Source organism: Pelovirga sp. C15f (genome assembly GCF_057178085.1).
The window spans coordinates 1-15,414 of record NZ_JBXUCV010000012.1; the positions used below are offsets into that span (position 1 = coordinate 1).

The window sequence follows — 15,414 nt, forward strand, 5'->3', positions numbered from 1 at the left end:
CGATGGTAATACCACGCTCGCGCTCTTCGGGAGCATTGTCGATCTGGTCAAAAGCCTTGACCTCTCCCTTGCCCATCTTCTCGGCCAGCACCCGGGTAATAGCAGCGGTCAGGGTGGTCTTGCCATGGTCGACGTGACCGATCGTTCCAACGTTAACGTGCGGCTTTAACCGCTCAAATTTTGCCTTCGCCATTGTAAACTCCTCTAGCCATTAACCTTGGCAATAACTTCTTCACTGATCGCTTTTGGTACCTGCTCATAATGATCAAACACCATGGTATAGGTCGCACGACCCTGGGTAGCACTGCGCAAATCGGTAGCGTAGCCGAACATGCTCGACAACGGCACATGGGCGCTAATAACCTGAGCGCCGGCGCGGGAATCCATCCCCATGATGCGTCCACGACGACTGTTCAAGTCACCGATAACATCACCCATATACTCTTCAGGGACAACCACCTCAACCGCCATAATGGGCTCGAGCAGCGCAGGCGCAGCTTTTTTAGCGCCCTCCTTGAAACCCATGGAGCCGGCAATTTTAAATGCCATCTCCGAAGAGTCGACATCATGATATGAACCGTCAAAAACAGCAACCCGAACATCAACGATCGGGAAACCTGCAAGCACCCCGTTCTGAGCCGCTTCCTCTGCACCTTTGCCAACAGCCGGGATATACTCGCGTGGAATAACCCCGCCCTTGATTTCATCAATAAAGGTAAAGCCCTCACCTGGTTCCCCCGGCTCGATCCGCAACCAGCAATCACCGTACTGACCACGGCCACCGGACTGACGTACAAACTTGCCCTGAACCTGAACTGTCTTGGTAATTGATTCACGGTAGGCAACTTGCGGAGCACCCACGTTGCACTCGACTTTAAATTCACGCTTCATGCGATCAACGATGATCTCAAGATGCAACTCGCCCATGCCGGAAAGAATAGTCTGGCCGGTTTCCTCGTCCGTTCTGACCCGCATTGACGGATCTTCGGATAATAATTTACCGAGGGCAACGCCCATTTTTTCCTGATCAGCCTTGGTCTTGGGTTCAACCGAAAGGTGAATAACCGGCTCGGGAAACTCCATCGACTCAAGCAGTGCCGGGTGATCGGGGTTACAGAGGGTATCGCCCGTGGTCGTATGCTTCAAGCCAACAGCGGCGGCGATATCACCAGCATAAACCTGCTTAACTTCTTCACGCTTATTAGCGTGCATCTTAAGAAGGCGCCCAAAACGCTCTTTTTTGCCCTTGGTTGAATTCAGCACTGTCGAACCGGACTCAGCAATGCCTGAATAAACCCGGAAGAAACTCAACTGGCCGACGAAGGGGTCAGTCATGATTTTAAACGCCAGGGCAGCAAAAGGAGCATCGTCAGCAGCAGGACGTTCCAGCTCTTCACCTGTGTCGGGATGCAGGCCCTTGATTGGCGGCACATCAACCGGAGAAGGCATGTAATCAACTACTGCATCGAGAAGGGTCTGAACACCCTTGTTTTTAAAAGCGCTGCCACACAATACCGGACAGAAATGAATATTTTTCATTCCCTGGCGAATAGCCGCTTTAATTTCATCAAGACTTAACGCTTCACCACCGAGATATTTCTCCATCAGGATATCATCGTGGGAAGAAATCTCTTCAAGCAGGGCTTCGCGCGCGGCTTCAACCTCTTCTGCCATTTCAGCAGGGATATCGACAACGTCGTACTTGGCGCCTAGGGATTCATCATCCCACACCAGTGCCTTCATGGTTACCAGGTCAACCAGACCGCGGAAGTTTTCTTCCGACCCGATCGGCAGTTGCAGCGGAAGCGGATTGGCTCCCAGCCGATCACGAATCATTTCAACCCCGCGGTTGAAGTCGGCACCAATTCGATCCATCTTGTTAACAAACGCAATACGGGGCACCCCGTACTTGTCGGCCTGACGCCAGACAGTTTCGGATTGTGGCTCGACGCCGCCAACGGAACAGAACACAGCAACGGCACCATCGAGCACCTTGAGGGAGCGTTCTACCTCGATAGTAAAGTCGACGTGACCGGGCGTGTCGATAATATTGATACGATGGTCCTTCCAGAAACAGGTGGTTGCAGCGGAAGTAATAGTAATGCCGCGCTCCTGCTCCTGCTCCATCCAGTCCATGGTAGCAGCACCATCATGGACTTCGCCCAACTTATGGGACACCCCGGTATAAAAAAGGATCCGCTCAGTTGTTGTTGTTTTACCGGCATCAATATGAGCCATAATACCGATATTACGCGTTCTATTCAGTGGTACTAAACGAGGCACAATCTATCTCCTAATAACAACCGGGCCTACCAGCGATAATGAGCAAAAGCCTTATTGGCTTCAGCCATTCGATGGGTATCTTCACGCTTCTTGACCGCAGTGCCTCGATTGTTGGATGCATCAAGGAACTCACCTGCCAAACGCTCACACATGGTCTTCTCACTGCGCCCCTTGGCATAAGTGACCAGCCAACGCATTGCCAGAGCAGTACGTCGTGACGGGCTCACCTCTACCGGCACCTGATAGGTCGACCCGCCAACACGGCGAGACTTGACCTCAAGCATTGGACGAACGTTGTCCATAGCTGCCTTGAATACGTCAAGGGGGTTATTGCCACTGCGTTCAGCAACAATATCAAAAGCGCCGTAGACAATCTGCTCGGCAGTGCTTTTCTTGCCGTCAACCATGACGTTATTAACAAATTTGGCAACCAGCTGATCCCCAAATTTGGGATCAGGCAGAATAACGCGCTTGGGAACTTCTCTTCTTCTTGGCATAAGGTCCTCTTCTTCAGACTTTGTTTACTTCGGGCGCTTGGCGCCGTACTTGGAACGTCCCTGCTTACGATCCTTAACACCTGCAAGGTCAAGGGTTCCACGCACAATGTGATAGCGCACACCTGGCAAGTCTTTTACCCGGCCACCCCTGATCAGAACCACAGAGTGTTCCTGCAGATTGTGACCAACCCCGGGGATATAAGAGGTAACGACCATACCGTTGGTCAAGCGCACACGCGCGACCTTACGCAACGCCGAGTTTGGTTTCTTTGGTGTTGTTGTATAAACCCGCGTACAGACTCCACGCCGCTGTGGGCAGGATTTTAACGCCGGAGAGCTTGACTTTGTCACTCTTTTCTGGCGCCCGTTGCGAATCAACTGGTTAATTGTTGGCATCTTGTTGCTCCCGATTTCTTATCATCATTTCAATCACCTGTATACCAAGCTTTCCGCGAGGAAAACTCGCAGACATTATCAATCGACCTATGCTTTGTCAAGCTCTTTTATTCCCGGCTTGCTTTTTCTGTAAAGCGTTTTACAGCCAGAAATCCGCAGGGTCTTTAGTCTTCCAGTTCCTCGGTGTCTTCAGTCTCAGACTCATCAATTTCAAGGGGGGCCTCAAGCTTGACTTCAGGCTCCGGAGTCTTAAGTTCTGCGGCACGGTACTTGGCTACGCCGGTTCCCGCAGGAATCAAGCGGCCCATGATGACATTTTCCTTGAGACCGTGCAGTACATCAACCTTACCCTGAATCGATGCCTGGGTAAGCACCTTGGTGGTCTCCTGGAATGAGGCTGCGGAAATAAAGGATTCGGTTGATAACGACGCCTTGGTAATACCCAGCATGATCGGTTCACCAATGGCAGGTTGCCCACCTTCGGCCAGAACCCGCGCATTCTCTTCTTCAAACACCCAGCGATCAATCTGATCATCACTCAAGAAGACGGTATCACCGACATCGTTGATCTGGACCCGCCGGAGCATCTGACGAACAATGGTCTCAATGTGCTTATCGTTAATCTTAACCCCCTGCAGGCGGTAGACCTCCTGGACCTCATCAACAAGGTATTTGGAGAGCTCCTTACTGCCAAGAACCCGCAGGATATCATGGGGATTGCTTGAACCATCGACCAGTTCCTCACCAGCATGAAGATAATCGCCTTCATGGACGGAAATGTGCTTTCCTTTGGGAATCAGGTATTCAACCGGCTCGCCCACCTCGGGAGTGACAACCACTTTACGCTTCCCCTTGGCATCCTTACCGTAGCTGACGACGCCATCAACTTCCGAGATAACCGCAACCTCTTTCGGTTTGCGCGCCTCAAAGAGCTCGGCAACACGCGGCAGACCGCCGGTAATGTCCTTGGTCTTGGTGGTTTCGCGCGGGATCTTCGCGAGAATCGCACCGGGACGTAACAGCGTACCCTCTTCGACCGCAATGTTGGCACCAACCGGCAGCATGTAACGCGCCGGCGCGCCGTTTGGAAGCTTGGCAGTCTTGCCATCTTCACCTTTGATGGTTATCCGTGGGCGTTTTTCTGCCGAACGCGACTCGATGACCACTTTACGCGACAGGCCGGTCACCTCATCGACCTGTTCTTCCATCGTTATTCCCTCGACAATATCACCATAGCGCACGGTTCCACCAACCTCGGTAACGATCGGCACCGTGTAGGGATCCCACTCAGCCAGGACATCTCCGGTCTTGACCGCTGCCCCCTCCTGGCGTGTCAAGTGAGCACCATAGACCAGGGAGTAGCGTTCCCGCTCACGACCGGCATCATCAATAACCGCGACTTCACCCTTACGGTTCATGACTACCGGCAAACCGGCCTCGTCATCAACGGTATTGAGGTTGATAAATTTCAGGGTACCGTCATAGCGGGCTTCCAGTGCCGTCTGCTCGGCGCGCCGGGAAGCCGCACCACCGATGTGGAAGGTTCTCATGGTCAACTGGGTACCAGGTTCGCCGATGGACTGGGCAGCAATAACACCGACCGCTTCACCGAGATTGACCAGGTGACCGCGAGCCAGATCCCGTCCATAGCACAGGGCACAGATACCGCGCTTGCTCTTACAGGTAAGAACCGAACGGATCTTGACGCGCTCAAGACCGGCATTTTCGATACGGGCAACGCCATCCTCATCAATCACCTGATTGGCCTCGACCAGCACCTCGTCGGTAACCGGATCGACAACTTCATCCAGGGTTACCCGACCAAGGATACGGTCACCGAGGCGTTCGATCACCTCGCCCCCTTCGGTCTGGGAGGCAACTTCGATTCCATCAAGGGTATCGCAATCCTGCTCAGTAATGATGGCATCCTGGGCGACGTCAACCAGGCGGCGGGTCAGGTAACCGGAGTTGGCGGTTTTAAGCGCGGTATCAGCCAGACCCTTGCGGGCGCCGTGGGTCGAGATAAAGTACTGCAGGACCGTCAGGCCTTCCCGGAAGTTTGCAGTAATCGGAGTTTCGATAATAGAGCCGTCCGGCTTGGCCATCAACCCGCGCATGCCCGCCAGCTGACGGATCTGCTGAGCGCTGCCTCGCGCTCCCGAATCAGCCATCATGTGAATGGCATTGAAGGATGGAACCGTGACGGCCTCACCTTCCTCAGAAACAAGCTTGTCGACGGCAATATTGCCGAGCATGATGCCGGCAATATCTTCGGTACACTTGGCCCAGATATCGATAACCTTGTTATAACGCTCGCCATCGGTAATCAGACCTTCAGTATACTGCTGCTGAATGTCCTTTACCTCATCCGCAGCGACGCTGATCCGCGCTTCTTTCGAAGCGGGAATTTCCATATCATCCAGACAGATGGAAACACCGGCGAGGGTTGAAAAGCGGAAGCCGGTTTCCTTGATCTTATCGGCGAGAATAACCGTTTCCTTGGTGCCGGCCAGGCGGAAGCTGACATCAATCAGCTGGGCAACCTGCTTCTTGCCCATGACCAGATTGACATATTTGAACGGAATAACCGCCGGGACAACCTCGCTCAGCAGGATTCGCCCCACGGTTGTCTTAATTAATTGCAGTGGAGCACCATCTTCTTCAGCCATGCGCACCTTGATGCCCGCCTGCAGATCTGCCTCGCCTGCGTCATAAGCCATGCGCACTTCTTCCGGTGAAACAAACATTTTACCGGAACCAGTAACAAAAGGGCGCTCCCTGGTCATGTAGTAAAGGCCCAGAACCATATCCTGTGATGGTACGATAATCGGCTGACCGCTGGCCGGGGAGAGGATGTTGTTGGTTGACATCATCAACACGCGGGCCTCAATCTGGCTTTCGATGGACAAGGGCAGATGGACAGCCATCTGGTCACCGTCGAAATCAGCATTGAAGGCAGTACAGACCAATGGATGCAACTGGATTGCCTTGCCTTCAATCAGTATCGGCTCAAACGCCTGAATACCTAAGCGGTGCAGGGTTGGTGCGCGGTTGAGCATGACCGGATGTTCCTTGATGACCTCTTCAAGGACATCCCAGACTTCTGCTTTTTCTTTTTCCACCATCTTCTTGGCGCTCTTGATGGTGGTTGACAGGCCGCGCTCTTCAAGCTTCTGATAGATAAAGGGCTTGAAAAGTTCCAGCGCCATCTTCTTGGGCAAGCCACACTGATGGAGCTTCAGTTCAGGACCGACAACGATAACCGAACGGCCGGAGTAGTCGACCCGCTTACCGAGCAGGTTCTGGCGAAAACGCCCGCCCTTGCCCTTAAGCATGTCTGACAGGGATTTGAGTGGCCGCTTGCTCGGACCGGTAATGGCACGACCGCGGCGTCCGTTGTCAAACAGGGCATCCACCGATTCCTGCAGCATGCGTTTTTCGTTGCGGACAATAACTTCAGGAGCTCGCAATTCCATCAGGCGCTTGAGGCGATTATTGCGGTTGATCACGCGCCGGTAGAGGTCATTGAGATCCGAGGTAGCAAAACGACCACCGTCGAGGGGCACCAGCGGACGTAGTTCCGGGGGCAGAACCGGGATAGTTTCAAGAATCATCCATTCAGCCTGATTACCACTCTGCCGGAAGGCATTAACAACCTTAAGGCGCTTGGAAACCTTCTTACGCTTGGCTTCGCTGGTCGCTTCTTTCATTTCCAGACGCAACTGCTCACCAATCACGTCCATATCCAGCTCAGCAAGTAATTCACGCACCGCCTCAGCGCCCATACCGGCGACAAACTGACCAGCGAACTCGTCCATGGCTTCATGGTACTTGTCGTCCGGCAGCAATTGTCCCTTAACCAGTGGCGTGTCGCCGGCATCGAGAACAACATAAGCCTCAAAATAAAGAACCTTTTCGAGATCCTTGAGGGTCATGTCCAGCAAAGCGCCGATACGTGACGGTAATGACTTCAAAAACCAGATATGCGCAACCGGACAGGCAAGGTCAATGTGACCCAGGCGTTCGCGCCGGACCTTGCTGGGGATAACCTCAACCCCACATTTTTCACAAACAATGCCGCGATGCTTCATGCGTTTATACTTGCCGCAGTTACATTCATAGTCCTTGATCGGACCAAAGATCTTGGCACAGAACAGTCCATCACGCTCCGGCTTGAAGGTCCGGTAGTTGATGGTTTCCGGCTTTTTCACCTCACCGAAAGAACGCTCCCGGATTTTATCGGGAGAGGCCAGCGATAAACGAATCGAATTAAAACTCAACGGATCTTTCGGGCGCTCAAAGAGACTGAAAATATCTTCCAAAACGCATCCTCCTTATTGGACGAGTGCTTGGGTTTCTGTAAAATGTATAATGTCAGTAGCCCTTAAAAAAGGCTCTGGACTATTCTTCTTCCAGCAGGTCAACATCAAGACAAAGGGCCTGGAGCTCCTTGATCAGAACGTTGAAGGACTCCGGCAAACCGGCTTCCAGGGTGTGCTTACCCTTGACGATGGCTTCGTACATGCGGGTCCGACCGGCCACGTCATCAGATTTTACCGTCAAAAACTCCTGCAGGGCGTGGGCAGCACCATAAGCTTCCATCGCCCAGACCTCCATTTCACCAAGGCGCTGACCACCAAACTGCGCCTTACCACCCAGCGGCTGCTGGGTAACCAGGCTGTACGGCCCGATGGAGCGGGCATGAATCTTGTCATCAACCAGGTGATGGAGCTTGAGCATGTACATGATGCCCACAGTAACCTTCTCTTTGTAAGCCTCGCCCGATTTGCCATCAAACAGGGTCATCTGACCACTCTTTGCAAAACCGGCACGTTCAAGTTCATTCTTGATTTTTTCTTCGTTGACCCCCTCGAAGACCGGTGACGCCATCGGTACGCCATACTGTAGTCGGCGTCCAAGAATCCGGAGATCATCTTCACCCAGACCATCGATAAAATCGTCAAGTTCCGGATCAGCGTAAGCGCTTTTGATCTGCTTTTTAAGCGCAGCCTCGCTGTACTGTTCATCCAGCACCTTTTTGATCTGGTTACCAAGACCTCGTGCAGCCAGACCCAGGTGGGTTTCAAGAATCTGTCCGACGTTCATCCGTGATGGAACCCCAAGGGGGTTCAGGACGATTTCAACCGGTGTGCCATCTTCCATGTAGGGCATATCTTCCTGCGGCAGAATCCGCGAAAGAACGCCTTTATTACCATGACGACCGGCCATTTTATCACCGACCTGAAGCTTGCGCTTGATGGCGATATAGACCTTGACCATCTTGATAACACCCGGGGGCAGATCGTCCCCACGCTTGCATTTTTCAATCCGATCCTCAAACACGGCATTGACTGATTGCTCACGCTCAGCCAGGCGCGCCAGCAGATTGCTGATTTTGCTTTCTATGTCATCGCTTCCGGAAATGGAGATATCCTGGATGCGAGAAAAGGGAACCTTGTCAAAGGCTTCGTCAGTTATTTTCCGGCGTTTAGGCAACAGAACATTGCCGTCGCTATCCTCGATGGAAACCGCAGCGGTCTGACCGACCAGCAACGAACTTAGCTTCTTGCGGGTGGACGCCCTCAGAATGCGGATTTCATCATTTAGATCATTACGCAGCTGTTCAATTTCACGCGCCTCAATCTGCTCAGTACGAGCGTCCTTGTCTGACCCTTTGCGCGAGAAGACCCGGGCGCCGATAACCACGCCCTCCTCGCCTGGAGGGACACGCAACGAGGTATCCCGTACATCGCCGGCCTTTTCACCAAAAATGGCACGCAGCAGTTTTTCTTCGGGTGAGAGCTGCGTCTCCCCCTTGGGAGTAATCTTGCCAACCAGAATATCACCCGCCTTGACACTGGCACCGATGCGGATAATACCTGATTCATCCAGATCACTCAGGGCATCTTCACCAAGATTGGGGATATCGTCGGTAATCTCTTCCTTACCAAGCTTGGTGTCACGCGCAACACACTCAAATTCTTCAATATGAATCGAGGTATAACGATCATCCTGGACCAGCTTTTCGGAAATCAGGATGGAATCCTCAAAGTTGTAGCCATGCCAGGGCATAAAAGCGACCAGGACATTCTGCCCCAGAGCCAGCTCGCCCCACTGGGTGGACGGGCCGTCAGCGATCACGTCACCAGCCTTGACCCGATCGCCAATCTTAACAATCGGTTTCTGGTTGATACAGGTGTTCTGGTTGGAGCGGCTGAACTTGAGCAGATTATAGATATCAACCCAGGTGCCGGTTTCTTCCATAGCCTTGTCGTCGACCTGGACAACGATACGCCCCGCATCAACCCGCTCTACGACACCATCGTGGCGAGCAACGATGGAACTGCCGGAATCATGGGCAACAATCCGCTCCATGCCGGTACCGACCAGCGGCGCGTCAGAACGCAACAAGGGGACCGCCTGGCGCTGCATGTTTGAACCCATCAGGGCGCGGTTGGCATCATCGTTTTCCAGAAACGGAATCAACGCAGCGGCAACCGAAACAATCTGTTTCGGCGACACATCCATGAGGGTGATCTCATCGGGGGTCAGGAGCAGGAACTCACCATTGCGACGGACGTTGACAAGGTCATTAATAAAGACATTGTTTTCGTCGATCGGGGCGTTGGCCTGGGCAATGGCGTGGCCTTCTTCCTGCAGTGCTGAGAAATATTTGATTTCGTTCGTTACCTGTGAGTTGTTGACGATCCGGTAAGGGGTTTCAACAAAACCGTATTCATTGATCCGCGCATAGGTCGACAGAGAAGCGATCAAACCGATATTCGGACCTTCAGGCGTTTCGATGGGACAGACACGGCCATAGTGCGTAGGATGAACGTCACGCACTTCAAAACCGGCACGTTCACGAGTCAAACCACCCGGTCCCAGCGCCGACAAACGACGCTTGTGGGTAACTTCGGAGAGGGGGTTGGTCTGATCCATAAACTGCGACAACTGCGACGACCCGAAAAACTCCTTGACGACGGCGGAAACCGGCTTCGAGTTGATCAGATCATGGGGCATCAGGCTGTCAACATCCTGCAGGCTCATGCGTTCCTTAATGGCGCGTTCCATCCGCACAAGACCAACGCGATACTGGTTTTCCAGCAATTCGCCAACCGCCCTGACGCGGCGATTGCCAAGGTGGTCGATGTCGTCAATCGAGCCCTTACCGTTACGCAGATCGATCAGATAGCGCACCACTGCCAGGATGTCATCCTTGGTGAGGGTGGACTGTTCAAGAGGAGACTCGAGCCCGAGCTTGTGGTTCAACTTAAGCCGCCCGACCGCCGAAATATCGTAGCGATCAGGGTTGAAGAACAGGCTCTCAAACAATGCTGTCGCCGTCTTGACTGTGGGAGGATCGCCCGGACGCAAGCGGCGGAAAATTTCGATAATGCCATCTTCCGCAGTTTCAATCTTATCCGAACGCAAGGTATCACTTAAATAGGAGCCAACATACAGATGATCAATAAACAGGATATTGAAATCATGAATGCCACGCTCTTTGAATTCAGTAAGTTTTTCTTCGGTCAACTCAGTATTGCACTCAAGCAATACTTCGCCAGTCGCCTCATCAATAATGTCGGTGGCAATAACCTTGCCGAGGAGCTCTTCGGTAGTGACCGGAACAAACTCGAGGCCCTCTTCCTTGAGTTTGCGGATGGCAGCGCGGGTAAATTTCCGGTTGGCCTTAACCAGAACTTCGCCATTACTGGAGATAACATCAGTGGCGGCGCGTTGACCGGCAAGCAGATCATAATTGACCCGCTTGACATATTCCGTACCGTTCCACGAAATTTCTTCAAAATCATAATAATGTTTAAGCAGCTCTTCTGTGGTGTAACCCAAGGCCTTGAGCAGCACTGTCGCAGGCAATTTACGACGACGATCGATCCTCACCCACAGCAGATCCTTGTGATCAAAATCAAAGTCCAGCCAGGACCCGCGATAAGGAATAATGCGGGCGCTGTAAAGAACCTTCCCGCTGGAATGACTTTTGCCCTTATCATGGGAGAAAAAAACTCCGGGAGAACGATGTAGCTGGCTGACAATGACCCGCTCGGTCCCATTGATAATGAAGGTACCGTTCTCCGTCATCAGCGGAATTTCACCAAAATAAACTTCCTGCTCCTTGATATCCCGAATCGACTGGGTACCTGAGTCCTTGTCAGTATCAAGGGTGACCAGGCGGACCTTGACCTTCATCGGCGCAGCAAAAGTCATTCCGCGCTGGTGACATTCATCGACATCGTACTTGGGAGTACCAAGATCATAGGATACGTACTCCATGGAGCAGGTATCACTGAAATCACGAATGGGAAAAACCGAGCGAAAAACTGACTCAAGCCCACTCTGCTTACGCGCAGGGGCAGGAATGTCAGCTTGTAAAAAACGGGCATAGGAAGTTTTTTGAATATCGATCAGGTTTGGAATATCGATGATATTCGAAACCTTTGCGAAGTGCTTCCTGAGGAGCGGATTATTCGCAAACGAATAGGCCATGGTTTCTCCTTGGGGTCAAAATCAAAAGGCCGGTAACAACACTTAAGCACCTGCTGCAGGTCACAGATTCGTGTATTGGACCAGATCGCCATATCCGACCTGCGGGTCCAGAATCCGTGCCCGAACAAGGGTTTCCAAACAACGAGAATAGCCAAGGCCGCACTGCGACCTTGGCTAATGCTCGACTATTGACTTACAATTGCTATTTCAGCTCCACGCCGGCGCCAGCTTCTTCAAGCTGCTTTTTGATATCTTCAGCTTCGGCTTTGGAGACAGCTTCCTTAACCGGGTTGGGGGCACCGTCAACCAGATCCTTGGCTTCCTTCAAGCCCAGGCCGGTCAGGGCACGAACAACCTTGATGACGTTGATTTTTTTCTCGCCGGCACTGGTGAGAATGACATCAAACTCGTCTTTCTCTTCTGCAACCTCTGCGGCAGGGCCGGCAGCGGCAGCAACAGCTACCGGTGCGGCCGCTGAAACACCAAACTTTTCTTCGAGTTCTTTAACAAACTCAGACATTTCAAGAACGGTCATGTTCTCAAGAAATTCAACAACTTGTTCTTTAGTTACTCCAGCCATTTTTTCCTCCGTAAGATATATGTAGCGATGTTTTTTAAAGTTTAAGTAGCTTGGGTCAAGCCGCTTTGCTCTGGCCAATGGCGTTTAAAACCTGAACCAACGAACGCGGGATCGCTGCCAGCGTGCCAACAAAGTTGGATGCCGGGGCATTCATTGAAGCTAGGGCCTTCGCCAACAGTTCTTCGCGGCTTGGCAGATCAGCAAGGGCATTAATGTCTGCTACAGTCAGCAGTTTGCCACCAAGAACTCCTGCCTTTAATTCAAAGGCCTGAACATCCTTGGCAAACTTGCTTAGAATTTTGGCTGGTGCAACCGGATCGGCACCTGCTAGGGCAATAGCTGTAGGCCCGGCACAAAAAGCCTGCAGAGGTTCAGCAGAAGTACCCCTGGCCGCCAGTTTGATCAGATTATTTTTAACAACCCGATACTCTACCCCGGCCTGGGTTAATTCACGCCGTAGTCTGGTTGCCTGATCAACATTAATGCCGCGATAATCAGCCAGAAAGCTGGCATCAGTCTCGGCAAAACGCTTTGCCAGTTCTTGAACAACTTGTTCTTTTTCGGTTCTGTTCATTCACTCTCCTCCTTTCTTTAAGATCCTGGGAGCTTTACGTCCCGACCAAGTCAGCTTGAGGGAGAGCGGTGACCGATTGTCACAGCACCCTGCAGCCTCGGCAGGTGGAAAACCATTAAATGCACGAATGCAAGCCTGCTGTCTTTGACTTAGAGTCTGTGTTATTTAATCATTGCCTGGAGTGCCGGTATGTCGAGATGAATACCAGGACCCATGGTGCTGGACAATGACATTTTCTTCAGGTAAATGCCTTTGGATGTTGAAGGCTTTGCCTTAACCAGAGCGTCAAGAAGAGACAAAATGTTTTCCTTTAGCTTGTCTGCATCAAAGGACACTTTACCAACCGGAGCATGGACAATACCGGCCTTTTCGACCCGGTATTCGATCTTTCCGGATTTTGCCTCTTGAACGGCACGGGCCAGATCCATAGTAACGGTACCAACCTTCGGGTTGGGCATCAGGCCTCGCGGTCCGAGCAGACGACCGATCTTGCCAACGACGCCCATCATGTCAGGGGAAGCGATAGCGGTATCGAAATCAAACCAGCCGCCCTGAATTTTTTCAGCGAGGTCATCGGCGCCAACGTAATCAGCACCGGCAGCTTCCGCTTCCTGAGCTTTTTCACCTTTGGCAAACACCAGAACCCTGACAGTTTTCCCTAAACCATTAGGCAAAACATGGGCTCCGCGCACCATCTGATCGGCCTTACGTGGATCGACACCAAGGCGCACGCTGATTTCAACGGTTTCGTCGAACTTAGCGAAAGCTGTTGTTTTCAACAACTCCAGGGCCTCGTCGATGCCATAGGTGCGGGTACGATCTACGCGCTCTTTTGAACTTTTAATATTCTTGCCAGTTGCCATCTTTTTTCACTCCACTACTCGCCATTTCAGGCGATTTCAATTCCCATACTGCGAGCCGTACCCTCGATAATCCGCACCGCAGCGTCTTCAGAAAACGCATTGAGGTCGGGCATCTTCAGACGAGCAATTTCGAGAACCTGATCGCTGGTAACTTTCCCAACCTTGTCCTTGTTAGGAACACCGGAACCTTTTTTGAGACTGGCTGCCCGCAGCAGAAGAACAGCTGCCGGCGGTGTCTTAGTGATAAACGAAAAAGAACGATCTGCGAAAACCGTGATAACGACAGGAATAATCAATCCATCCTGATCCTGGGTTTTGGCATTGAACGCCTTACAGAATTCCATAATATTGACACCATGCTGACCGAGTGCCGGGCCTACTGGAGGCGAAGGATTTGCTTTACCAGCAGGGATCTGCAACTTAATCTGTCCTACAACTTTCTTGGCCATTACCGACTCCTTAAACGTCCAAAACCTTTACCCCAGCAACACTCAACTGGTTTTCTCGACTTGAATAAACTCCAATTCAACCGGGGTGACCCGACCAAAAATACTGACCATTACCTTCAGCGTCCCACGATCAGGCCTGACATCTTCAACAATGCCGGTGAAGTTAAGGAAGGGACCATCAACAACCCTCACCGTTTCCCCGACATCGAATTCTACCTTGGGTTTGGGCTTTTCTACGCCCTCAACCATTCGGTTGGTAATCTTGGCAACCTCGTCCTCGGGAATCGCCGGCGGATTGACCCCGCCCCCGACAAATCCGGTTATTTTTGCCGTTCCGGTAACTACATGCCAGGTCTCATCGTTCAACACCATCTTAACCAGGATGTAACCGGGAAAGAATTTACGCGTTGACGTTTTACGCTCGCCTTTACGCATCTCAACGACCGTTTCTGAGGGAATCAAGATCTCTTCGAAAAGATCTTCTACTCCAGCAGAACGAATTCGCTCTTCGAGGCTTAGCTTCACCTTGTTTTCATAACCAGAATAGGTGTGTACGCCGTACCATTTCATTGCCATGAAAAAGCCTTTTACTCCCGTCAGCCCAGAACTACCTGGATCAGGCGCGAGAGAATCATATCAACAACCCCCAGATAAACTGCACAGAACATGACAACAACAATGACAACCATGGTTGAACCATAGGTATCTTTTTTGGATGGCCAGGTAACTTTTTGTAATTCTGCTTTTACATTGCCAAGAAATGCGTTCAATTTTCCAGTCATCGATCCGTCAGCCTCACTGTGTGGAGCTTGTTATAAAAGTGGCAGGCCAGGAGGGATTCGAACCCCCAACACCCGGATTTGGAATCCGGTGCTCTAGCCGTTAGAGCTACTGGCCTGCAGAGAACCCGGGCAGCGATATCAAGCTACTTGGTTTCCTTGTGAGCCGTATGGCGCTTACAAAAGCGACAGTACTTGTTAAACTCCAGCTTGTCCGGAGTATTTTTCTTGTTCTTTGTTGTGGTGTAGTTCCGGCGCTTGCACTCGGTGCAGGCAAGGGTGACAATGTCACGCATAATAGCTACCTCGTAAAATCCCTCCCGATCTACTCGGGAGGGATCAGTTCAGCTTGATTCTAAAGATTGTTACTCGATCACTTCACTGACAACGCCGGCACCGACTGTACGGCCACCTTCGCGGATCGCAAAGCGCAACTCTTTGTCCATGGCTATCGGGGTGATCAGATCAACCGTCATGGCGATGTTGTC

The 15,414-nt window shown here is 51.9% G+C and carries 14 protein-coding genes and 1 tRNA gene; all 15 read right to left on the reverse strand.

Features of this window, described 5'->3' with window-relative positions; genetic code table 11:
- Window positions 1-193, reverse strand: a 193-nt coding sequence (locus AC1931_RS15100; protein WP_483876923.1) for a GTP-binding protein, incomplete at its 3' end; no start/stop codon positions are given.
- An 11-nt stretch (window positions 194-204) separates the two neighbouring features.
- Entirely contained in the window at window positions 205-2,283 is a 2,079-nt protein-coding gene (gene fusA, locus AC1931_RS15105) for an elongation factor G (protein ID WP_483878112.1), read from the reverse strand.
- Window positions 2,284-2,309: 26 nt separating this feature from the next.
- On the reverse strand, window positions 2,310-2,780 hold the full coding sequence (gene rpsG / locus AC1931_RS15110; protein WP_483878113.1) for a 30S ribosomal protein S7: 471 nt from the start codon (window positions 2,778-2,780) through the stop codon (window positions 2,310-2,312).
- Between the two features lie 24 nt (window positions 2,781-2,804).
- Entirely contained in the window at window positions 2,805-3,176 is a 372-nt protein-coding gene (rpsL, locus tag AC1931_RS15115) for a 30S ribosomal protein S12 (protein ID WP_483878114.1), read from the reverse strand.
- Between the two features lie 164 nt (window positions 3,177-3,340).
- Window positions 3,341-7,498: a DNA-directed RNA polymerase subunit beta' gene (gene rpoC, locus AC1931_RS15120; protein ID WP_483878115.1), complete on the reverse strand. Its 4,158-nt coding sequence runs from the start codon at window positions 7,496-7,498 to the stop codon at window positions 3,341-3,343.
- Window positions 7,499-7,577: 79 nt separating this feature from the next.
- A complete protein-coding gene (gene rpoB, locus AC1931_RS15125) occupies window positions 7,578-11,681 on the reverse strand; it encodes a DNA-directed RNA polymerase subunit beta (RefSeq protein WP_483878116.1) in 4,104 nt (1,367 codons plus the stop codon).
- Window positions 11,682-11,883: 202 nt separating this feature from the next.
- Window positions 11,884-12,261, reverse strand: a complete 378-nt coding sequence (gene rplL / locus AC1931_RS15130; protein WP_483878117.1) for a 50S ribosomal protein L7/L12 — start codon at window positions 12,259-12,261, stop codon at window positions 11,884-11,886.
- Window positions 12,262-12,316: 55 nt separating this feature from the next.
- Window positions 12,317-12,835, reverse strand: coding sequence for a 50S ribosomal protein L10 (rplJ, locus tag AC1931_RS15135; protein WP_483878118.1), 519 nt, complete (start codon window positions 12,833-12,835; stop codon window positions 12,317-12,319).
- A 161-nt stretch (window positions 12,836-12,996) separates the two neighbouring features.
- Window positions 12,997-13,698, reverse strand: a complete 702-nt coding sequence (gene rplA, locus AC1931_RS15140; RefSeq protein WP_483878119.1) for a 50S ribosomal protein L1 — start codon at window positions 13,696-13,698, stop codon at window positions 12,997-12,999.
- Between the two features lie 26 nt (window positions 13,699-13,724).
- Window positions 13,725-14,147 carry a 50S ribosomal protein L11 gene (gene rplK / locus AC1931_RS15145; RefSeq protein WP_191154513.1) on the reverse strand — a complete coding sequence of 141 codons (423 nt, stop codon included), beginning with the start codon at window positions 14,145-14,147 and terminating at the stop codon, window positions 13,725-13,727.
- Between the two features lie 42 nt (window positions 14,148-14,189).
- A complete protein-coding gene (gene nusG, locus AC1931_RS15150; protein WP_191154514.1) occupies window positions 14,190-14,723 on the reverse strand; it encodes a transcription termination/antitermination protein NusG in 534 nt (177 codons plus the stop codon).
- Window positions 14,724-14,743: 20 nt separating this feature from the next.
- Window positions 14,744-14,929: a preprotein translocase subunit SecE gene (secE, locus tag AC1931_RS15155; protein ID WP_483878120.1), complete on the reverse strand. Its 186-nt coding sequence runs from the start codon at window positions 14,927-14,929 to the stop codon at window positions 14,744-14,746.
- A gap of 39 nt (window positions 14,930-14,968) precedes the next feature.
- Window positions 14,969-15,045 (reverse strand) — tRNA-Trp (locus tag AC1931_RS15160).
- Window positions 15,046-15,072: 27 nt separating this feature from the next.
- A complete protein-coding gene (gene rpmG / locus AC1931_RS15165) occupies window positions 15,073-15,225 on the reverse strand; it encodes a 50S ribosomal protein L33 (RefSeq protein ID WP_483878121.1) in 153 nt (50 codons plus the stop codon).
- A 66-nt stretch (window positions 15,226-15,291) separates the two neighbouring features.
- A partial coding sequence (locus AC1931_RS15170) for an EF-Tu C-terminal domain-related protein (protein WP_483878079.1) occupies window positions 15,292-15,414 on the reverse strand: 123 nt, incomplete at its 5' end.